The organism is Actinokineospora alba, from assembly GCF_004362515.1.
In the GTDB taxonomy this organism is placed as follows: domain Bacteria; phylum Actinomycetota; class Actinomycetes; order Mycobacteriales; family Pseudonocardiaceae; genus Actinokineospora; species Actinokineospora alba.
This window is the reverse complement of record NZ_SNXU01000001.1, coordinates 4,423,950-4,445,298: the sequence shown is the minus strand read 5'-3', so window position 1 is coordinate 4,445,298 and position 21,349 is coordinate 4,423,950. Positions and strand designations below refer to the sequence as shown.

18 protein-coding genes are annotated in these 21,349 nt (G+C 69.0%); 8 read left to right on the top strand and 10 right to left on the bottom strand.

All coding sequences use genetic code 11. The features are described from left to right. Positions 1–126: 126 nt before the first annotated feature. Positions 127–894, bottom strand: a complete 768-nt coding sequence (locus C8E96_RS20535) for a VOC family protein (RefSeq protein ID WP_091374877.1) — start codon at positions 892–894, stop codon at positions 127–129. Between the two features lie 137 nt (positions 895–1,031). Between C8E96_RS20535 and C8E96_RS33430 the strand changes: the two genes are divergently transcribed. Together C8E96_RS33430 and C8E96_RS20530 are read left to right on the top strand one after the other, a co-directional pair. After that, a complete protein-coding gene (locus C8E96_RS33430; protein WP_166658061.1) occupies positions 1,032–1,199 on the top strand; it encodes a hypothetical protein in 168 nt (55 codons plus the stop codon). A 66-nt stretch (positions 1,200–1,265) separates the two neighbouring features. Beyond that, positions 1,266–1,646, top strand: a complete 381-nt coding sequence (locus C8E96_RS20530; RefSeq protein WP_091574674.1) for a hypothetical protein — start codon at positions 1,266–1,268, stop codon at positions 1,644–1,646. A gap of 288 nt (positions 1,647–1,934) precedes the next feature. On the opposite strand, the gene C8E96_RS20525 is transcribed toward C8E96_RS20530, so the two are convergent. Both C8E96_RS20525 and C8E96_RS20520 read right to left on the bottom strand, forming a co-directional pair. Further along, positions 1,935–2,366 (bottom strand): MarR family winged helix-turn-helix transcriptional regulator, encoded by a 432-nt coding sequence (locus C8E96_RS20525; protein ID WP_091374871.1) that lies wholly within the window; start codon positions 2,364–2,366, stop codon positions 1,935–1,937. 8 nt (positions 2,367–2,374) lie between these two features. Continuing rightward, positions 2,375–2,788, bottom strand: coding sequence for an organic hydroperoxide resistance protein (locus tag C8E96_RS20520; protein ID WP_091374868.1), 414 nt, complete (start codon positions 2,786–2,788; stop codon positions 2,375–2,377). Between the two features lie 157 nt (positions 2,789–2,945). Between C8E96_RS20520 and C8E96_RS20515 the strand changes: the two genes are divergently transcribed. After that, entirely contained in the window at positions 2,946–3,974 is a 1,029-nt protein-coding gene (locus C8E96_RS20515; RefSeq protein ID WP_133794618.1) for an extracellular solute-binding protein, read from the top strand. A gap of 42 nt (positions 3,975–4,016) precedes the next feature. Here C8E96_RS20515 and C8E96_RS20510 read toward each other — a convergent pair whose 3' ends face one another. Continuing rightward, complete coding sequence (locus C8E96_RS20510) at positions 4,017–5,213, bottom strand: RNA-guided endonuclease InsQ/TnpB family protein (protein ID WP_091375600.1); 1,197 nt, start codon at positions 5,211–5,213, stop codon at positions 4,017–4,019. Between the two features lie 143 nt (positions 5,214–5,356). On the opposite strand from C8E96_RS20510, the gene C8E96_RS20505 reads away from it, so the two are divergent. Genes C8E96_RS20505 through C8E96_RS20495 form a run of 3 tightly spaced genes read left to right on the top strand, consistent with a single transcriptional unit; the run spans position 5,357 to position 8,519 of the window. Further along, positions 5,357–6,925, top strand: coding sequence for an ABC transporter permease (locus C8E96_RS20505; protein WP_228769883.1), 1,569 nt, complete (start codon positions 5,357–5,359; stop codon positions 6,923–6,925). Continuing rightward, positions 6,922–7,956, top strand: coding sequence for an ABC transporter ATP-binding protein (locus C8E96_RS20500; RefSeq protein ID WP_091374865.1), 1,035 nt, complete (start codon positions 6,922–6,924; stop codon positions 7,954–7,956). Before C8E96_RS20505 ends, C8E96_RS20500 begins: the two co-directional genes overlap by 4 nt. 32 nt (positions 7,957–7,988) lie before the next feature. Continuing rightward, positions 7,989–8,519 (top strand): SRPBCC family protein, encoded by a 531-nt coding sequence (locus C8E96_RS20495; RefSeq protein WP_091374862.1) that lies wholly within the window; start codon positions 7,989–7,991, stop codon positions 8,517–8,519. Positions 8,520–8,525: 6 nt separating this feature from the next. On the opposite strand, the gene C8E96_RS20490 is transcribed toward C8E96_RS20495, so the two are convergent. The 5 genes from C8E96_RS20490 to lpdA all read right to left on the bottom strand — a co-directional run bounded on the left by C8E96_RS20490 (position 8,526) and on the right by lpdA (position 19,273). Continuing rightward, positions 8,526–8,735 carry a hypothetical protein gene (locus C8E96_RS20490; protein WP_091374859.1) on the bottom strand — a complete coding sequence of 70 codons (210 nt, stop codon included), beginning with the start codon at positions 8,733–8,735 and terminating at the stop codon, positions 8,526–8,528. Between the two features lie 43 nt (positions 8,736–8,778). Continuing rightward, positions 8,779–9,228: a cupin domain-containing protein gene (locus C8E96_RS20485; RefSeq protein ID WP_091375596.1), complete on the bottom strand. Its 450-nt coding sequence runs from the start codon at positions 9,226–9,228 to the stop codon at positions 8,779–8,781. Positions 9,229–9,374: 146 nt separating this feature from the next. Further along, complete coding sequence (locus C8E96_RS20480) at positions 9,375–9,668, bottom strand: hypothetical protein (protein ID WP_133794616.1); 294 nt, start codon at positions 9,666–9,668, stop codon at positions 9,375–9,377. A 10-nt stretch (positions 9,669–9,678) separates the two neighbouring features. Next, positions 9,679–17,538: an RICIN domain-containing protein gene (locus C8E96_RS20475; RefSeq protein ID WP_166658060.1), complete on the bottom strand. Its 7,860-nt coding sequence runs from the start codon at positions 17,536–17,538 to the stop codon at positions 9,679–9,681. A gap of 334 nt (positions 17,539–17,872) precedes the next feature. After that, positions 17,873–19,273 carry a dihydrolipoyl dehydrogenase gene (lpdA, locus tag C8E96_RS20470; protein ID WP_091375593.1) on the bottom strand — a complete coding sequence of 467 codons (1,401 nt, stop codon included), beginning with the start codon at positions 19,271–19,273 and terminating at the stop codon, positions 17,873–17,875. 37 nt (positions 19,274–19,310) lie between these two features. Here lpdA and C8E96_RS20465 point away from each other — a divergent pair, with 37 nt between their 5' ends. After that, positions 19,311–20,099, top strand: a complete 789-nt coding sequence (locus tag C8E96_RS20465) for an alpha/beta hydrolase (protein WP_228769882.1) — start codon at positions 19,311–19,313, stop codon at positions 20,097–20,099. A gap of 90 nt (positions 20,100–20,189) precedes the next feature. Then, on the top strand, positions 20,190–20,966 hold the full coding sequence (locus C8E96_RS20460; protein ID WP_091375590.1) for a SigB/SigF/SigG family RNA polymerase sigma factor: 777 nt from the start codon (positions 20,190–20,192) through the stop codon (positions 20,964–20,966). Here the strand turns inward: C8E96_RS20460 and C8E96_RS20455 are convergent. After that, complete coding sequence (locus tag C8E96_RS20455; RefSeq protein ID WP_091374847.1) at positions 20,963–21,271, bottom strand: WhiB family transcriptional regulator; 309 nt, start codon at positions 21,269–21,271, stop codon at positions 20,963–20,965. The genes C8E96_RS20460 and C8E96_RS20455 overlap by 4 nt on opposite strands. Positions 21,272–21,349: the final 78 nt, after the last annotated feature.

Below are 21,349 nucleotides of genomic sequence, written 5' to 3'. Positions count from 1 at the left end.
TCGGAACCTGAGACTGGCGAAGGCAGTGACTTAAGACAACGCTTGATCGGTCATTGCGAAATCTCGCTACTGAACGTGCCTCATTTCGAATAGCGGGCGGAGTCGGTTTTAGCAGCCCACACCGAATTACGCAGACGGAGGCGATCCGATGTCGAAGGTAACGCCGAACGGGTCGGTGATGGCGGCGGTGTTGCCGTACACCATCTCCTGCACGGCCTCGGCCGTTCCCCCGGCGGCGACGACCCGCTCGACGGCGGCGTGGCAGTCGTCGACCTGGAACAGCGTGCCCCAACTCGACTTGGTCGCGGTCGGGTCGCCCACGATGCCACCGATCTCATGGCCGTCCGGCCTGCGCAGGAAGGTGAAGTCGAGGTCGGGCAGGTCGGGGTTGGCGTCGAGGGTGAAGTCGAAGACGGCGGCGTAGAACGGCCGGGCCAATGCCGCGTCCGGGGTCACCAAATCGTTGCGCAGCAAGGAATTCGGCTCGTTCACCACCTCGGCGCCGATGTGCTTGTTGCCCTGCCACAGGCCGAACTGGGCGCCCACCGGGTCCTTGATGATCGCCATCCGCCCCTGCTCCATGACGTCCATCGGCTCGCTGAGCACCGTGCCACCGGCCGCACGCACCCGCTCGACGGTGGCGTCGCAGTCGTCGGTGGCGAGGTAGACGTTCCACCAGAAGTCGGTGGCGGCGGGATCCGGATTGGGCATGATCGCGGCGGCGCGCTTACCGTCGAGCAGACAGGTGGTGTAGTGCCCGGTCTCGGCGGGACCGATGTCGAACTCCCACCCGAACAACGCGTGGTAGAACGCCATCGCCCGGTCGAGGTCGGGGATACCGAGGTCGATCCAGGTCGGGGTGCCGAGCGGCTGGTTCGCACTGAGATGGCTCATGGTTGTCCTCCAGAAAGTCGAGGCCGCCAAGCTAGCCCCGCCCACCGACAATCTCCGCTGACCAGCCTGCCCCCTGCGGGCTTCGTGCGCATTCGGGCCGAACGCGGGCACACTGGAGAGGACCCGAGGGAGACCCCATGGCCGAGAAGTTCACCGACGAGGAATTCGCCTTCCTGCGATACGCCAGGTTCGGCTCGCTGCCGGAGCGGGTGAAGCTGGAGGAACTCGTCGCACTGAACGAGACCGAACCCGCTCCCGACTACAGCGACCTCGCCTACGACGCCAAGGAGCGGGCGGAGGGCTGAGGGGCGCAAATCGCTTCCAGCCCAGCAGGCCTGCGGCTAATCTGGCCGCCGCCGTTCCGAGCCGAGGTGATCATGGCGAAGTCTCCGCAGGAGAAGAAGGCGTTGAGTTACGCCAAGGACCGCCGCGACGCATATGGGGCGAACAACAAGGCTTCGCGCAAGGGCATCCGCCGGCGCAAACGGCAGCCGAACCGGGCTGATCGGCGGCGGGAAAGCCAGGTCTTGGGGACGGCTCTGGGGCCTGCGGTCGAGGCGGCGGCCGAGGCAGCTGAGAGCCGTCTGCAGGCGACGCAGCCGAAAGGCGTCTCGACGCTGTGGAAGAAGTGGCCGGACCAGGCCTTGGCCGACCACGTGGAGAATCGCCTGCTTCGGCGGGTGCGGCGTGGCATGAGCGATCCGGCGGTTGAGCAGGCTCGCATCGAGCGGATTCGCCGGGGCCTGCGCTAGTTCGCCTGATGCGGCTCTGGGTGGTTCGCCGGCGTGATTGGGCGGGTGCCTGTTTGGGTGGTTCGCCGGGTTCACCGCCGTTGTGACCGAGCCCCGACATTTGCCGGGTAGCGAGCTCACCCGCCCTGGAACCAGGCCCCCGACATTTGCCGGGTAGCAAGTTCACCGCCCTTGGGACCACGCCCCTGACGTTTGCGGGGTAGCGGGATTCACGGCCGATGGGCGGCGGGGTGGCGGGTTCATCAGCCACCGAGCCGTGAAGGGGCGGGCCCGTGCGCTTACTCGGTCCTAGTCCAGCTTGCCGAGGAACGTCGTCAACCGCGAGTGCAGGTCGATCAGGTCCGAAAGCGGAGTGTCGAGTTCCCGGAATACCGTCCGCGGGATCTCCCGCACGCGCGGACGCAGCGCCTCCCCCGCGTCCGTCAGTTCGACGACCACGCTGCGTTCGTCGGCGGCGTTCCGGGTGCGGCGCAGCAGCTCGGCGGCTTCCATTCGCTTCAGCAGCGGTGAGAGGGTGCCGGAGTCGAGCTGCAGCGCCTGCCCCAAGTCCTTCACGGTCAGCGGCCCGCGGTCGAACAGGGCCAGCATGACCAGGTACTGCGGGTACGTGAGCCCCAAGTCATCGAGCAGCGGCCGGTAGCGCGCGGTGAGCGCGCGCGACGCGGTGTAGAGGGCGAAGCAGAGCTGCTGCTCCAACGCCAGTGGGTCACGTTCCGCCATCAGGCTCCCTAGACGACAACCAGGTCGACGTCGATGTTGCCACGCGTCGCGTTGGAGTACGGGCACACCTGGTGTGCGGCGGCGACCAGTTCGTCCACCGTGGACCGCTCGACCTCGGGGACAGAGATCTCCAGGGTGACCGACAGGCCGTAGCCGCCCTCGACGGCACCCAGGCCCACCACCGCGCTGACCTGCGAGTCCTGCACCCGCACCTTCGCCTTGCGGGCGACGAGCTGCAGCGCGCTGTGGAAGCAGGCGGCGTAGCCCGCGGCGAAGAGCTGCTCCGGGTTGGTGCCCCCACCCGGTCCGCCGAGGCTCGTCGGGACAGCCAGGTCGGCGGTCAGGGCACCGTCGGACGAGAGCACGCGGCCGCCTCGGCCGGACCCGGTCGCGGTCGCCTTGGCTTCGTAGAGAGCCTGCACAGTTGCCTCCTCGTGAAGTTCGATGACACAAACGTAGCGAGCAATTCAGTTGTGCACAACTAAATGTGGTGTGCGGCACCCATCACCCGATGCGGTAAAAGAAGCGGCGGAAGGTTAGCCTCGCCTCACCATCACCTCACTCGGTACGGGAGCAGCTATGGGACTCCGATCCACCCGGTTGGCGGCGACGATCCTGGCCACCCTTCTCGGCGCGACCCTCGCGGGCTGCGGCGCCGAGCCGGGCAGCGACGGTCCCGTCCTGACGGTCTACTCCGGGCGCAACGAGAACCTGGTCAAACCACTGCTGGACAAGGCGGAGAAGGCCATCGGCGCGAAGTTGGAGGTCCGCTACGGCGACACCGCCGCGCTCGCGGGCCAGCTCGCCGAGGAGGGCGAGCGCTCCCCCGCCGACGTGTTCTTCTCCCAGGACGCGGGCGCGCTCGGCGCGCTGGCGAGCGCGGGCAGGCTGAACAAGCTCCCGCAGCCCGTGCTGGACGCCAGCCCCGAGCAGTGGCGCGGGGCCGACGGCACCTGGGTCTCGACGTCGCTGCGGACCCGCGTGGTGATCTACGACCCCAAGCAGGTGGCCGAGGCCGACCTGCCCAAGGGCATCGACGACCTGCTCGACCCGAAGTGGAAGGGCAAGATCGGCTTCGCGCCCTCCAACGCCTCCTGGCAGGCCTTCGTGACCTCGATCCGCGTGCTGCGCGGCGAGGACGGCGCCAAGAAGTGGCTCGAGGGCTTCAAGGCCAACGACCCGCAGAAGTACGACAACAACATCAAGATCCGCGACGCCGCCGACGACGGCAAGCTCGCCCTGGGCCTGACGAACCACTACTACTGGTACGAGAAGGCCCACCAGATCGGCGTGGACAAGATGAGCGCCAAGCTGCACTTCATCAAGGGCAACGACCCGGGCGCGCTGATCAACTCCGCGGGTGTGGGGGTGCTCAAGTCGAGCAAGAACCAGGAGCTGGCCAACAAGTTCGCCGAGTTCCTGATGTCCCCCGAGTCGCAGAAGTACTTCGCCGACAAGACCGCCGAGTACCCGGTGCGCGCGGGCATCACCTCGACCGAGCACAAGCTGGTGCCGCTGAGCGAGCTGCAGCCGCCGGACCTGAAGCTGGCCGACCTGCAGTCGCTGCCCAAGACCGCGGAACTGCTGCGCCAGGTCGGGCTCCTCTAATTGACATCCTCCCCGCCTGAACGCCGGGGATTCCAAGAGCGACTACCGCACGAGGAGGTGGTCGGCGTGTTGAGGTTCACGGTTCGCGGGCCTGCCCAACGGCGGGCCTCCCCGTGCAGTCACGGCATGCCCTGCCGCGAATCGAATATTCAAGGCCGCGTTCACATCCGCGTTGCAAGCGAAACCGCAGGACCGGCACCGGAGGACGGCTTGGCTCTCGCGCGCCCCCCGATCCACGACCCCGCACGCCGAACAACGCTGACTCGTATAACGCGGGTCGACCTTCACCACCCGGCCTGGGGCCTTGTGCTCCAGGCGGGTCACGAGCCGGCCCCACCCGTTGGCCAGGATTCCCCGGTTCAGGCCAGCCTTCTGCCGCACACCCCGCCCGGGGGTGTTCCGCGTACCTTTCGCCGATCGGGTCATGTTGGTGATCTTGAGATCCTCGACCGCGACCACGTCGAACTCCCGGGCCAGGCGAGTGCTGGTCTTCTCCACCCAATCCTTGCGCCGGTCGGTTTCACGGGCCTTGAGCTTCGCGATCGCGGTCTTGACCTTGCCGCGCCGGATGGAGCCACGCTGGGCTCGGGCGAGCTTTCGCTGCAGCCGCAGCAGCCGCGCCTTCTCACTGTCGCGCAGAGCGGGCACGGACAACAGTTCCCCGGTCGACAACGCCGCCGACACCACGACACCGCGATCCACACCCACCACCGCATCCGTGCGCGGTGCGGCGATGGGCTCGGGCACGACCGGGAACGCCACATGCCAACGCCCCGCCCGGTCACGGGTAACCCGGTACGACTTCACACCCTCCGAAACCGCACGCGACCAGCGGAACCGCACCCACCCCACCTTGGGCACCCGCACCTGACCGACCTTGCGGGACACCCGGCGCACATCGCCCGGTTCGACCGCCACGATCCGGAAACCCTCGCGTTGGCCGCGTCGCCGCCAGGTCGGGCGTCGGTGGGTCCGGCGGAAGAAGTTCGCGTTCGCCTGGGCGTGATCCTTCAACGCCTGCTGCTGCACGATCACCGATCCGGCAGCCAGCCACGAGTTCGCCGCCCGCGCCTCGGTCAACTGACGGCATTGCTCGGTGTACCCCGGCGCGGCCTTACGACCCGGCTGCCAGTGCGCGTGTTGCGCCACGGCGAGATTCCACACGAACCGGGCATGCCCACAATGCTCCAACAACACCCGCTCCTGAGCGGGTGTCGACTGAAGACGAAACCGGGACATGCCGATCAATCTAACGACCACCACCGACAAAACCCGGAGACATCATTGAGGCCCGGCAAGCCACGACGCGCTCCGGCCTCGGCGGACCTCCCGCTCCCGGTTCCTTCCCACTGTGAACTCCCGACCATCGTCGCGAGTTCACAGTGACACAGCGGTCGGCGGCGCGGCCGCGGGCGACCGGCTGGTTGCTCGCGGCGCTGCCCGCTGTCGTCGTCGCGGTCCTGCCGCTGGTCTACCTGGTCCTGCGGGCCACCGACCAGGGCTGGGACGTCTTCTGGTCCATCGCCGTCCGCTCGCGCACCGCCGAGCTGACGGTGAACACGGTGACCCTGCTCGTCGCCGTCGCGGTCAGCGCGGTCGCCCTGGGGACCGCGGCGGCCTGGGCGGTCACCCGGACCGCGCTCCCCTTGCGTCGTCTGTGGACAGTCCTGTTGGTACTCCCGCTGGCCGTTCCGTCTTATGTGGCCGGGTTCGCCTGGCTGTCGATGGACGTCGTCGGCTTCCCGGGCGCCTGGCTGGCGCTGACGACCACGAACGTGCCGCTGGTGCTGCTGCCGGTCGCGGCGGCGCTGCGCTCGGCCGACCCGGCACTCGAAGAGGTGTCGCGCTCGCTCGGGCACGGGCCGTGGCGGACCTTCCGCAAGGTGACGCTGCCCCGGATCTGGCCGTCGGCGGTGGCGGGCGGGCTGCTCGTCGCGCTCTACGTCCTGCACGACTTCGGCGCGGTGTCGCTGCTGCGCTATGAGACCTTCACCCTGGGCATCCAGACGGCGTACGCGGGCAGCTTCGACCGCACGCCCGCCGCGGTGATCGGCGTGGTGCTGGTCGTTCTAGCGATCCTGCTCGCCCTGGCCGAGGCGCGGATGCGCGGCACGACGTCCGCCCGGCTCGGCCCCGGCGTGGCCCGGCAGGCCGAACCCGTTCGGCTGCGCGCGGCGAGCGTGCCCGTGCTGCTGGGACTGGGCGCCATCGTGGTGGTGTCGCTGGGCGCGCCGTTCGGGGCGCTGGTCAAGTGGCTCGGGGTCGGGCGCACGAGCATCGATGTGACCGCGTTGGTGTCGACCACGGCGACGACCGTGCAGTTCGCCGCTTTCGGCGCGCTGGCCACGATCGTGCTCGCGGTGCCGGTGGGTTTCCTCGCCGCGCGGCACTCGTCGCGGCCGGTGCGGGCGGTCGAGTTGGCCGCCTACGCGGGGCACGCGCTGCCGGGGATCACGGTGGCGCTCGCGCTGGTCTTCTTCGGGGTGCGGTTCGCGCAGCCCTGGTACCAGCAGACCCCGCTGCTCGTCCTGGGCTACGCGGCGCTGTTCCTGCCGATCGCGATCAGCTCGGTGCGCACCGCGGTCGCGTCGGCGCCGGTCGGCGTCGAGGATGTGGCGCGGTCGCTGGGCCGGGGCCGGGCACGGGTGTTCGGCACGGTGACGCTGCCGCTGGCCGCGCCGGGTGTCGCGGCGGGCGCGGCGCTGGTGTTCATCACCTGCGCCAAGGAGTTGCCCGCGACCCTGCTGCTGCGTCCGACCGGCGCGGACACGCTCGCCACGGCGCTGTGGACGAAGACCGGGGTGTCCGCGTTCGCCGAGGCCGCGCCGTACGCGGCGCTGCTGGTCGCGGTGTCGGCGGTGCCGGCGATCCTGTTGGAGGTGTCGGTGTTCCGCTCGGGTCGCCCGGAGGACGCCGTGCTGGATTCGGCTACCCGAGGAGCACAGTCTTGACCGAGCTGACGATCACCGGTCTGACCGCGGGCTACGGCGCCACGCGGGTCCTGCGCGGTGTCGACCTCACGGTGCCCTCCGGTTCGCTCGCGGCGGTCCTGGGCCCGTCCGGCTGTGGCAAGACGACGCTGCTGCGGGTGGTGGCGGGGTTCCTGCGGCCGGCTGCGGGTGAGGTGCGGCTGGGCGGCCGGGTCGTGACGTCGCTGGCCCCCGAGCGCCGACGGGCCACGGTGGTGCCCCAGGAGGGCGCGCTGTTCCCGCACCTGACCGTCGGCGCGAACGTCGGCTACGGCCTGCCGCGGCCGGGCCGGGCCGAGCGGGTGGCGGAGATGCTCCAGCTGATCGGGTTGGCGGGCTTCGAGAAGCGCAAACCGGCCGAGCTCTCCGGCGGCCAGCAACAGCGGGTCGCCCTGGCCCGCGCCCTGGCTCCCGCCCCGGACCTCGTCCTGCTCGACGAGCCCTTCTCCGCCTTGGACGCGGGACTGCGGGCCGACCTGCGCGCCGACGTCCGCCGGGTCCTGCGGGCGGCCGGGACGACCGCCCTGCTGGTCACCCACGACCAGGACGAGGCCCTGTCGATGGCCGACGTCGTCGCGGTGATGCGCGACGGGGGCGTGGTGCAGGCGGGGTCACCGGAGGACGTGTACTCGCGTCCCGTGGACCTGGGAGTGGCCACCTTCGTCGGCGAGGCGGTCCTGCTGCCCGCGGTCGCCTCGGGCGGCTCGGCCACGTCCGCGCTGGGCGTGATCGACCTGACCGCCGAGGCGACCGGGTCGGGTACCGTCCTGCTGCGGCCGGAACAGGTGAGCCCGAACCTCGACGGCGAGGGAATCACCGCCAAGGTCCTGCGCACCAGCTTCCACGGCCACGACGCGACGGTGACGTTGCGCGCGGGCGACACCGAACTTGTGTCCCGTGTCCCCGCTCCCCTGCGCATCGCCGAAGGTGACAACGTTCGGATCCGCGTGTCAGGGCAGGGCCGGTTCTATCCGGCGGCTATGAAAGACACACGACCTTCACATGATTCGTAGTCAGCCGTGCCACCCATAGGCATACTCGGATTGTGAAGATCACCGAGATGAAGATCGCGGTCGAGTTTCCCGTCCAGGCCGAGGCGAGCGAGGTGTGGGAAGTCCTCTCGGACATTCCCCGCATGGCTTCCTGGAGCCCGGAATGCGTCCAGGCCGGTTGGCTGGGCGATGCGCCGGTGGGCCCCGGTTCCGAATTCGCGGCCACCAACCAGATGGGCGACTGGACCTGGGACGTCACCGGGAAGATCGTCGCCGTGGCCAAGCCGAACATGGTGACCTGGATGGTGAAGGGCCTCGACCAGGACACCGACCAGCCCTCGTCCACCTGGAGCTACGAGCTTTCGCCCCTGCCCGACGGCGGAACCCTGATCACGCACACCTTCGTCCACGGCCACGGCGGCAGCCACCTGGTGACCCTGGCGGCGCAGAACCCGGACCACGCCGACGCGATCGTCGAGGCGCGGGCGCAGATGTTGCGGGACAACATGGTGCAGACCCTGACCAAGATGGCGAACCAGATCGGGTGGACGGTTCCGGCGCCCGCTCCGGTCGCGTCCACATAGGACTGTTCAGCCGCGGACGGTGAGCTCGGCGGTGTCCTCGACGATGGCGGCCAGCTGGGAGGTCAGCTCGTGCATGACCTCACCCAGCAGGTCGCGCGTTCCCATGGCGTCGATGTCCCGCGCGTCGACACCCTGACGCCGAAGGTGCTCGGCCAGCGCCTTGCGGAGCTGCTTCGGCTTGATCTCCCGCAGTTCGATCGTCACGACGTGCTTCATGGGTTGCAGCGTAGGGAACCGCGGGCGAAGGCGCCGCGGTCCCTCACACCATGTACTGGTCGTGCCGGGCGAACAGGTCGACCCACTCTTCCTGGCTGAGTTGCAGTCCCTTGTCGGCGACCTCGGCGAGTTCCTGGAAGTACCGCTCCCGGGGCGGGCCGGGCGCGAAGAGGATCAGCATGTCGGCGGGCTCGTCGGAGTCGTTGCGGAAGGCGTGGATGCCACCCTCGGGAACGAAGAGGAAGTCACCGGCGGTGGCGTCGACCCAGGTCTCCCCGTTGAACAGGCGAACAGTCCCATCCAGGACGTAGAACGACTCCGAGAACGTCCGGTGGAAGTGCGCGGCCGGACCCCCGGCGTGTGGCGCCATCTCCCAGCGGAACATTCCGAACTTGCCGTCGGTCGTCGAGCCGGTCGCCACGAACCGGGACGTCGTCGTTGGGCGTACCAGAGCCTCGATCTCACCGGCGGGCCGGTAAATGCCACTGACCATGCCGGTGTCGGCAGAGTACGGCTCGGCTGTCTCAGCGACCGAGTGTGAACCCAGGAATGACATTTCTCCTCCATCGTCAGGCGGGCATGATCGCAATTCGGACACATGCCACCCGCCGTGACCCTGGGTCCCGTGGACGACCGAGGTCAGTCCTCCTCGTCGTCGTCATCCTCCTCGTACGGAGCGATATCCCAGCCGGAAGTCTCATCGTTCCTGGTCGCGGCGAAGCCGATCGGCATGTGCAGCACCTGGCGAAGTGACTCGTCCTGGTCGAGCAGGTGTCCGAGGTGGATGATTCGCCCGTCGTCCTCGCACACGTACGTCTCGCCGAAGAACTGCCAGTCACCGTCCTCGTCGTGACACACCCAGACCACCCGCTCGCCCTCCACCACCGGCTTGGTGGTGTAGACCTTCCGGGATGGCTTCGGCTTGGATTTCATGGCTCCCATGCTATCCCCGACGCCTACGGGGCTTGTCCGACTTGTCACGGTTGCAGACCCGACAGGCCACGGCCCCGTTGCAGGACGGACAGTTGATCCCGCCCTTGGACTTCGCTTTGCGGTGGTCGTACTGGCGCTCATTCCTCGGCGGGGTCTTGCCGCGGCTGGAACGCTTGGCCGGGGTGACGGCCACGCCGCAGTAGTCGCAGCGTTCGACGCCGCCGTTCTTCTTCTTGTTCGCCGCGGTCATCTTGGCCTTGCTGGCCTTGGTGAACTTCTTGCCCGCGCCGTACTGCTTTCCGTGTCTGCAGTTGTGCGTGAGGGCGGTCGCATCTCCATCGGCGACCGAGAAGGTGTGGGTATTGGCGACGTTGAGGTTGAAGACGAGGGTGTCCTCGACCATGCCCAGGTCGTCGACCGACCGCACGCGGATGTGCGAGCCATCGACACTCAGCAGCGTGCTGCCCGCCCGCAGATCCTTCGCGTCGGTCCATCCGCTGCCGACCACCCAGATCGGGTGACCCGTGGTCGCGACGACACTGCCTGAGTCACCGAGGCCGATTCGGATCAGATGCTTGGCGCCGTAGGCGACGATCTGCTCGAGGACCGGCTGCGCCGACTTCGCCCCGGTGATCGGATCGGTCGCGAGGACGAGATCGCCCTCGACGATCTCACCGATCGCTCGCGACGAGCCATCGGCCATGACGACGAACGTCTCGGGGGTGAACGAGTTGATCTGACAGCTCGCACCCGCCGTCCGATTGGCCTTGGCCGTGCGTGCGGACGCCTTGGGCGCTGTCTTGGCGGCGGCCTTGACGACCCTGGCCCCGACCTTGACGATCGCCCCGGCACCGACCAGGTTCGCCGCCGCCGTGAGGGCCATCTCCCCGGCCTTGGACCAGTTGCCCACTGAGGCGTACGCCACCGCCGAGACACCCGCGGCGATCGAACCGATCGGTCCAGGAATGTACGACGCGACCTCGGCGACCTTCGCCACCACGTTCGCGACCGCGGTGAACGCCTTCTTGAACCAGCCCCACCGTCCATCCAGGTCCGTGCAGTTGACCGGATCGCCACCGCAGTAGTCATACGGAGTGGCGTTGCCACCGGGTTCGGGGTCCTGCTGCCAGAAACGTCCGGTAGCCGGGTCGTAGAGCCGGGCGCCCATCAAGATGACGTCGCCCAATGCCTCGGCCGAGCGCTGCTTGGCACCGAGCCAGCCGTAGCGGGCGGTGGCCGCCGCAGGCGTCTCCGCGGACGGCATGCCGAATTCGTCGGTGTCGAGGACTGTCACCGCGCCGGTCATCGTGCCCGCTGCCGGGTCCACCGGGACCGTTGCCATGACATCGCCATGCAGCGACGTCATCTGCAGGACGGCTCCGCCGGTCAACGCGGTGGTGACGGCGAGATCTCCGTCCGGGCCTTCCACGTTGCGAGTAACGTTGTTCGCCTGGGTGGCGTCCTCGACGATCCACCGCGGGTCATCACCGTCGGCGCCATAGTGATTGACCTTGGTGACAGCGTTCGCCCAAGTGCCGTTGACCTTCTTCTCGGCGGTGAATTGGCGGAAGCGCAAGGCCGGGTCGAGGGTCCAGGACATCCTGGAGTCCGCCGTCTCCTGCGCGGACACGAGGTCGTTCGTGTAGTAGCTGTTAACCACTCCGGACGGCGTCGAGGTGATCCGGCCGAAAGCGTCGTAGACGTAGCCCGCGTCAGTGATGCGGTCCGCGGAGTCATACGTGTGTGACTCCGTTTGAGCGGGGTCGGAGTCACCTGGGCAGGTGGTGGAGGTACCCCCGCGGGTCGACTTGCCGGTGCGGTTGGCTCGGCGGTCATAGGTGTACGAGCGGACCGTGCAGTTTCCGGTCGCCGAGGACACCTGCTTGGCCGTGGTCAACCGGCCCCAGCGGTCATAGTTGAACGTCTTCGCCGAGGCCGGACCGTTCTGCTGGATGACCTGGCCGCGGATGTTGGCCACTACCGTGCTGTTGGCGATCAGCGTGGAGTCCGATGCCCGGGTGTAGGTCCGCTCCCGCGGCGCTCCAGTCGGGTCGGAGGTGACCGTCAGGCGCACACCGCCCGGCAGGCCCTGTTCGACGATCTGACCGTCGGGGCCGTACTTCTCCGAGATGGTGCCCGCCACGCTGTCCGTCATCGAGGTCAACAGGCCTCGCGGCTCGGCGGCGCGGTCGTAGACGAACGTCTGAGTGGTGCCCAGTGAGTCACTCACCTTGACCGGCTTGCCGAAGCGGTCGAACTCCGACGCGGTCCATCCGCCGTCGGCATCGGTGTACCTCGTGACGCGGCCCAGCTTGTCGAAGGCCCGGCGGATCGTGGTGCCGTCGGCGAACGACGTGGTCAGCGCGTCACCAGTGTTCGGGTCGTACGTCGTGCTGATCGTTTGCACCGGCGTGCCGACGTCGCCGGTGATCTGCATGGTCAGAACCCGGTCAGCGGCGTCGTAGGTGGTCACCGTCGTACGGGTCTTCCCCGCGGCGGTCTCGACGATGCGGTCGGGTTCGCCGAAGCGGTTGTAGGACTCCACCCGCTTGACCGACAGCTCACCGGCCATCCGGGACGGGTCGTGCCCGGTCACCGCACCTGCCAGCCGGGTCACGCACGGTTGCCCCGCCCATTCGGGCCGATTGCCGCACGACGCGTCATCCGGGTTCGCACCCGCTGTGTAGAACACCGACAGCGTCGTGCCCGCGTCTGTGCCGTTCGAGTCAAGCTTGCGCGATTCCCTGGCCCGGCCTTGGGCGTCGTACCGGACCGCGGTGGTGGCCGAGCCCAGGGAGTTCGCAGGCGCCTCGGCGTCGAGGATGACGCGGGTGGCGTGTCGGATGCTCCACCCGGACACCCCGCCGATTTGGGCGTCGTACAAGGATTTCGTGACCTTGACGTCCTGGTCTTCGGTCATGCCGACGACCTGCGCGCTGGTCCGCTCGGTGGTCACCAGGTGGTAGGCGGTGCCGTCGGGCTTGCCCTCGTCGTAGGTGTTGGTTTCCCGTGCCCGTGCGTTGACGATCTGGTTCGGGTCGTTGTCGAGCGCGATGCGCTGGATCGGGCTCAGCGAGGTGAGCTCGTCGAGGCCGTCGGCACTGTAGGTCGTCTGCCCGTCGAGCCAGACGGCGCGGGTCCTGGTGTCGTACTGGGCCAGGCCCAGCTCCGCCAGCTTCGCGTCCGCGCCCGGGGTGAGGCCGAGGGCGAGGGCCCGGTTCGACGCTTCGAGCACGCGCACGGTGTTGCCGAAGCGGTCGAACTCGTTGGTGTCGATGTCGCCGCCGGGGGTGGCGGTGTTGACCTCCTTGCCGGAGGCGTTGAGGTAGTGGACCGTCGCCGCGCGGTAGCCGTCCGGGCCGGGGGCGGTGGCCGACGCGTTGTGCGTCGACACCGGGTCCTCCGGGCCGAAGATCGCGGTGGCGTCGGTGGCGACGTCGGTCTGCGACCAGGCCGCGACCGCCGCGCCGTCGAGGTCGTACGGGCCGCCCGCGCCGCGGGTCAGCGGCACGTTGTAGACGACGGTCGTCGCGATCTCGCCGTCGACGACGTCGGCGCTGCCCTGCTGCAGGGTCTGTCGCCGGACCTTGAGGAGCCTGCCCTCGTTGGTGTCGGCGCCGACCTTGCCGAAGTCGTAGAACCAGGGCAGGTCACCGGTCGCGTCGACCCGGACCACCCGGCCCGCGGCGTCGTAGTTGTAGAGCGTCTTCAGCGGTGGCGAGAGCCTGGGGTCCCAGACCTCGCGCAGCCTGCCCGCGTCGTCGTAGGCGTAGCGGACGACCTCGACCTTCTCCGACGCCCCGGTGGCCGGGTTCGTCGTCCAGGCCGACACGGCGCGCACCTGGCCGGTGAAGTCGCCGACCGCGGTGGACGTCGCGGTCGTGGTCGCCGCGTAGTCGTATTCCAGGACCTCGCAGCCCCGCGCCGGGGTCGGCGTCGTGCAGTCGCCCACCCCGGGTTCGAGCGGGGCGATCGCCCGCTTGATCCGCACCTGGTCCTCGACCGACTCGTAGGCGTACCGGGTCGTCGCCGCCTGGGCGGGCGGGGTGGTGCTCGAGACCAGGAACGGTCCGCCCGCGGTGGCCTGGCTGAAGATGGTGACGGTGCCGTCGGTCTCGGTGAGCCGGTAGTTCGCGCCCTCCATCGTCAGCGTGAGGTCCTCGGCGCCGGGCTCGGGGAAGTAGGCGCCGCTCGCGGCCTTGGTGAACCACACCTTCGAGCCGCTGACCAGCTCGACCTGGACGGTGTTCTCCTCGGGGAAGTCCAGCCGCGTGTAGTCGATGGCGGCGGAGTCGGCGGACGTGCCGGTCTCCCACTGCGGGCCGAACGGCGCGGTGATCTCGCGGACCGACAGGTCGTCGAAGAAGACCTGCTTGCCGCTGCCGATCGCCATTCCGTTGTACAGCCGGACGAACGCCTCGGTGGCGCCCGCCGGGACCGCCATGTCGACGCTGAGCTGCACCCAGCCGTCGGTCAGCTTCGGCTGCTCGCTCATCGTCGGGACGTAGTTGCCGTCGCTCTTCTTGACGTAGCCGACGATCCGCAGCCCGCGCGGGTCGGCCGGGGTCAGGCCCGTGGCGGCGGGGACGTAGATCCAGCCGGAGAGCCGATAGGTGCGCCCGGCGCGCATGCCGAGGCGGAAGCCGCCGTTCATGTCGTCGCCGACGGCGGCATACGTGTCGCCGCCCCACGGACCGCTCGCCTGCGGGGTCAGCACGACCGAGTCGGTGCTGTCATGGCCCCGGTCGGTGGCCCTGGCCACGAGCGCGGTGTAGCTGTTGAACCCGCTGGTGTCGGTCGACACCTTCTGCTGGTTGGTGCTCAGCCGCTGGTGCTGCAGCTGGAAACCGGCCCGCGGGTCACGCGAGGAGGACGTTCGCGAGACCGAGAGGCCGAACTCCTGGGCGTCCGTTGTGGACAGTGAGAAGTCACCGGTCTGCAGGTTCAGCGAGCCGTCGGCGATGCCCTCGGACTCCGCGCCCTCGGCACTCGGGTCGACGGTCACCGTGCGCCACACCGTGGCGTAGGCGCCGGTTCCCGCGGCGTCGGTGGCCATGATCGCCTTGACCTGCACCACACCCGCGGCCAGGCCCAGGGTGTCGGCCGCGTTCCACGTGGCCGAACCGCCCAGGCTCGACAGCGGCACGAAGCCCGTGCCCAGCGGCGATCCGTCGGCCTTGGTCAGGTTCGCGGCCGGGATGTCGGCCTCGACGGCCGCACCGGGGCCGCGGCGCCACGCGAACTTGACGTGGGTGAAGACGGATTCCCCTTGCACCTGCAGGGGAACACGGGACACGACCCGCGAGCCGTCCGAAGGTCGCACCAGGCCCGCGCGGCCCACGTTGAACTTGTAGGTGACGATCGCGGAGAGGTTGCCCGCCTTGTCCTTCGTGCGGACGTTGAGCAGGTGCTGCCCGTCGGTCGTCGGCGTGATCGACGGCGTTGCCTTGCCGTCGGCGCCCGCCGCGACCTCGGTGGCCGGGGTGACGTCGAGGCCGTAGACGTAGCCCGCCACATCGGTCAGGCCGGTCGGCGGGGTGAAGGTGAAGGTGCCCGCCTGGTTGGCCGCCTTGTGCCAGTTGTTGTCGCTCGGGTAGTCCGAAGAGGACACGAACGGCGCGCCTGGCGCGTTGGTGTCGACGGTGAAGTCACGCCACTGCACGGTAGTGCCCGAGTCGGGGGCAACGTCGAGCCGCCAGATCTGGCAGTCCGCCGCGTAGGCGTCCCAGATCACCAGGCGGGAGCCGTTGTTGCCGTTGCAGCCGATCGGGTCGAGCGGCTTGTTCGAGTGCTTGCCGCGGATCTTGTACTCGCCGTTGCCGACGTTCTCCAAGATGAACTGCTGGCACACGTTTCCGTAGGAGTAGTTCCAGATTTGCACACTCGCGCCGTTGTCCACCGAGCAGTTCGCCACGTCGATGGCGTGACCGGAGTCGCGGCCGCCGAAGGCGAAGGTGTTGCCGCCCAGGTGGGTCATGTTCCAGCGCTGGCAGCCGCCGCCCCAGTAGTCCCAGATGTGCAGCACAGTCCCCGGGGCGGTGCCGCAGCCGGGGACGTCGATCGCCCGGCCGCCCAGCTTGTTGCGGATGGAGACGTAGCCGTCGCCCGCCCAGATGCGGTTGTCGTGCGCCGACGCGCGGTATTTGTACGTCTTTCCGTTCTGCAGCAAGCCTTCCGGCAGCTTCCAGGTCGCCACGCCGCCGGAGTTGACCGCGCCGACCGAGTGGGTGGCGATGAGGGAGTCGCCCTCGTAGACGTAGAACGTCGGGTGCAGGACGTCGCCGTCCGGGTCGTGGACCGGGTAGCTCAGCGTCGGAGTGAGGGACCGGGTGTAGACGACACCACCGTGGTCGCCGCGGTCGCTGACGTTGAGACCGGTCGCCGAGCTGGGCTGGGTGTTGTAGGTGACGTCGATGTGCGGCACCGCGCCGCCTTCGGCGGAGGAGAACTTCTTCCAGCCGTAGGAGTTGCCTTCGTCGCCTGCCTTGAGCATCACGCCCGCGTTGGTGAATCCCTGGTCCGACCAGGCCTGCTGCAGGTTGGTGATGCCGACGTTCACCCAGGCGTCGTTGCACGACGCGCTGTAGCCCGTCGTCACGTTCGGCGTGGCCCAGTGCGCCCAGGGCGCGGGCTGGTTCGACCAGCGGGTGCCGGTGCCGACCAGCGGGGTGCTCCAGACCTCCCAGTTGTTCGGGCTGCACGACCAGGAGTGCGTGGCGTAGAGCCAGAGCTTGCTCTCGATGATCTTGGTGCCGCGGAACTGGCTCATGTCGAAGTGCAGGTACGACCGCGCCTTCGTGCCGCCGCCGTCGTAGGTGCCCAGGCGCAGTTCGCCCATGCCCGACTGGTCGGAGCTGGTGATGTTCGACTGGGTGAAGGTGTCGAAGTTGGCCCAGATCGTCGCACCCGGGTCGATCGTCACCGGGTACTTCACGTTCGGGTCGTCGAGGTAGCCGTCGGCGGGCTCGACGGTGATGTCGACGGTCTCGCGGTCCTTGCCCTGGGCGGTCTTGACCTTGGGCTTGGCGTTCTTGCGCTGCTTGACCTTGGCGGGCTTGGTGAGCAGGCCGCTCTGACCGTCGATCCGCGCGTCCCACATCTGCGCGGCGGGCACGGAGCCGACCGTGGTGCCCGCCTTGTCGACGACGTCGGTGTTGCCGTCGGCGTCGGTGCGCAGAGAGACGCCGTCGGCGCGCAGCGGCAGGGTGAAGGAGACGGGCTTGCCGGGCTTGCGCTTGAGGATCAGGAACTGCTGGAAGCCGGTGCGAGTGGCCTTGACCTGCAGGTCGATGCCGGGCTGGATCTCGGGGTAGGTGGCGGTGTCGCCTGCCAGGACCGGCTCGGGCAGCGGGCCGGACCACTGCAGGGCGACCTGGCCGTCGGCGGCGGTCACCGAGGCGAGGTCGCGCGGCTGGGTGGCGGCGCCCCCGCCCGCGATCGCGAGGTCACGGGGGTGGGCCGTCGGGCGGATGGTGCCGTCGGCGTTCTTGACCAGGGTGAGGTCGACCGGAACCCAGGTGTCGCCCTTGCGCACGCGCACGGGGCCCGCGTTGAGCTCGGTGGTCCGGGTGCCGTCCGGGTTGACCCAAGTGGAGGTCGACTCCGTGCGCTCCGACAGCGCCTCTATGCGCTTACCGCGCAACCGGGCCGTCGCGCGCGCCGAGGGGATGTCGGCGGCTTCGTCGACCTGCGCCGGTGCGGAGGCGGGCTTCGGCTGCTCAGCGGAGGCGGACGAGACAGCGCCGACCTCGAGGCTGATGACAAGCACCGCGATGAGGAACGCGGAGAGCCACCGATGGAACCGTCCCGCCGTGCACTCCGGCGCGGCCGGGCGCAAAAGGGCAGCATGCAGCCAGAAGCGACGTCTCATTCGGAAAGCTCCCCAGTTCAGTGCGACAGCTCGCACAGCCAGACGCGCGGAATCCTGCATCGCGAAACGCGGTCACGGCAAGCGTCTGAACGGGTGACGACCATCACCGGACTTGATCAGTAACACGGCGATTGTCGTTGATACAAAACAGAAGTGGGCTGTCCACACCGGACAGAGATCAACATGCCGGATCCGGCGGCCCTGACGGCCGAATGGCCTACCCCGACTGGGTGCGATGACAACTCAGTCCGAATGGGACGGGCGAAACACTGACGGCTCGACGCCGAGCCGAACCCCGCCGCGACCCGGTTGCCCGGGCCGCGGCGGGCGGCACTCACATATTGATCATGTGTCCCGCGAGGCCGTGGATGGCCTCCTTGACCGCTTCACCCAGCGTCGGGTGGGCGTGGACGTTGCGGGCCATCTCGTGCACCGTCAGGTCCCACTGCTGGGCCAGGGTCAGCTCCGGCAGCAGTTCGGTCACCTCGGGCCCGATCAGGTGCCCGCCGAGCAGCTCGCCGTGCGTCTTGTCGCTGATGAGCTTCACGAAGCCCACCGGGTCCGCGAGGCCGTGGGCCTTGCCGTTGGCGGTGAAGGGGAACTTCGCCACCTCGACGTCGTAGCCCTTCTCGCGGGCCTGGGCCTCGGTGTAGCCGAAGCTGGCGATCTGCGGCTGGCAGTACGTCGCGCGCGGGATCATGACGTAGTCGAGTTCCATGGTCTCCGCGTTCGCGATGGTCTCCGCGGCGATGACACCCATGGACTCGGCGGCGTGGGCGAGCATGAGCTTCGCGGTGACGTCGCCGATCGCGTAGATGTGCGGGACCGAGGTGCGGCAGCGGCCGTCGATGTCGATGGCGCCGCGCTCGGTCAGCTTCACCCCGGTGCGGTCGAGGCCGTAGCCCTCGACCCGGGGCTGGAAGCCGATGGCCTGCAGGACCTTGTCGGCCTCCAGGACCTGCTCCTTGCCGCCCTTGGACACCGTGACCTTCACCCGGGCGCCGGTGTCGTCGATCGACTCGACGCGGGTGCCCGTCAGGACCTCGACCCCGAGCCGCTTGTAGCGGCGGGCGAGTTCCTTGGACACCTCCTCGTCCTCCAGCGGCACCATCCGGTCGAGGAACTCGACGATGGTGACCTTCACGCCGTAGTTGTGCAGCACGTAGGCGAACTCGACGCCGATCGCGCCCGCGCCCGCGATGATGATGCTCTCGGGCAGCTCCGAGGCGAGGATCTGCTCCTCGTAGGTCACCACGCGCTCGGACAGCGAGGTGCCGGGCAGCAGCCGGGTCGTGGCGCCCGCGGCGATGATGGCGTTGGAGAACGTGACCGTCTCCGTGCCGCCGTCGTTCAGCGCGACCTCGATGGTGTTGGCGTCGGTGAACGTGCCCTTGCCCTGGAACTGCGTGATGCCGTTCTTCTTCATCAGGTAGTGCACGCCCTTGACGCGCCCCTCGGCGACCGTGCGGCTGCGCTGGTAGGCGGCGCCGTAGTCGAAGCTCACGGTGCCGTCGACCTGGATGCCGAACGTCTTCGCCTCGTGCTGCACCAGGTGCGCCAGCTCGGCGTTGCGCAGCAGCGCCTTCGAGGGGATGCAGCCGACGTTGAGACAGACGCCGCCCCAGTAGCGCTCCTCGATGATCGCCGTCTTCAACCCGAGCTGCGTGGCCCGGATCGCCGCGACATACCCACCCGGGCCGGCCCCGAGGACCACCACGTCGAAATGTGTGCTCATATGTCCACGATATGACCCCCGGCGGCACACTGGCGAAGTGCCGCGTCCACTCTTGCTCGGGCTGACCAGCGTCGTCGTCGTGGTTGTGCTGGTCGTGGGCTTGGCGTACCTGTTTCAGCGCCGATTGATCTACCTGCCGTCGACCGGCCAGGTGCCTGATGTTGCCAACGTCATACCCGGCGGGCACCAGGTCACCTACCGAACCGAGGACAACCTGACCCTCACCGGCTGGTACGCGCCCGGCCCGGGGACCACGGTGCTGGTGCTGCCGGGCAACGCGGGCGACCGCTCGGCGCGGATCCCGCTCGCGGTGGCGTTGCGCGCGCGGGGACACGGCGTGCTGCTTGTCGACTACCGCGGCTATGGCGGCAACCCAGGCGATCCCACCGAGGACGGCCTGGCGGCGGACGCGAAAGCGGCTCACAACTTCCTGCTCAGGCAAGGCGTCACCCAGGATCGGCTGGTGTACTTCGGCGAGAGTCTGGGTGCGGCGGTGGCGGCCCGCCTGGCCCGGGCGCATCCACCGCGTGGCCTCCTGCTCCGCTCCCCCTTCGTGGACCTGCCCTCGGTCGCCGCCGTGCACTACCCGTTCCTGCCCGTCCGCGCCCTGCTGCGCGACCGTTTCCCGGTCGCCGAGACCGCGCGTGGGCTGGGTGTGCCGACGACCGTCGTCTACGGCGCCGAGGACGAGATCGTGCCGCCAGAGCAAAGCGCCGAGGTCGCCGTCGCCGCGAATGCCCGGACGGTGATCGTCGAGGGCGCACGGCACAACGACCGCGTCCTGCTGGACGGTCGGGAACTGCTCGACGCGGTAGCCGACCTGTGACTTCTCGAGTTGTCGGAGGTGGGGCGCATACCTACCGTTGGTGACGGGCGGACCACCCCGCCTGGACGCTGAGCCATCCGAGGTGTGGCCTTGACCGTCACCACCCGACCCGCCGAGACCAGGCCGGGGCACGAATACGAGCATTTCGCCCCCCTGTTCGCGGAGAAGGCGCTGCTGGATCCGGAGGATCCCCGGCACGCCGAACTACGGGCCGCGCTGGTGACCGGGCACGCCGGACTGGCCGAGCACATCGCCCTGCGATTCACCCATCGGGGGGTTCCGCACGAGGACCTCACGCAGGTGGCGCTGGTCGGCCTGATCCACGCGGTGGACCGGTTCGACCCCAGCCGGGGTTACGACTTCCTGACCTTCGCGGTGCCCACCATCATGGGCGAGGTCCGCCGCTACTTCCGCGACACGGCCTGGTCCCTGCGGGTCCCGCGCAAACTGCAGGAACGGCACCTCGCGCTGAGCGACGCGGGCAACGAGCTGTCGCAGCGGCTGGGACGCGCGCCGACGCCCAGCGAGTTGGCGAACCACCTGGACCTGCCGGTCGACGCCGTCTACGAGGGCCTCGCGGCGGGCCAGAGCTACCACTCCGTCCCACTCGACGAGGCACCCACCGAGACCGACCAGACACTCAGCGTGCCCGACACCGCCCTCGACGGCGTCGACTTCGTGGAGTCGCTCCGGCCGCTCATCGCGCGGCTCACCGAGCGTGAACGGCGAATCCTCGCGCTGCGCTACTTCCGCGACGACACCCAGACCCAGATCGCCGAACACCTCGGACTTTCGCAGATGCATGTGTCCCGGCTGCTCACGCGGACATTGCGCAAGCTCCGGGAAGGTCTCGCCGACCCGACCTAGTGGCGGGCGCCCGCGTGCTGGGCGGTCATGCGGCGGCGGGCGTAGGCCTGCCTGCGTTCACCCTCGTCGAGTCCGCCCCAGATGCCGTAGGGCTCGATCACGGTCAGCGCGTGGTGCCTGCACTCGACGATGACGGGGCAGGATTTGCAGATCTCCTTCGCGTGGCGCACCCGCTCCGCCCGCGCCTGGCCGCGCTCGGCGTCGGGGTGGAAGAACCACGCGCTGTCGAGTCCCCGGCAAGACCCGTGGCGCTGCCAGTCCCAGCTTTCCGAGACCGGACCCGGCAGCCGCGACATCTCCGTCATGACCCTGCTCCCCTCGCCGCTGTTGTCAGGGGTGTTACCCAGGGGTCGGATCGGCGAAACGCCTTCTCTCAACGTGCG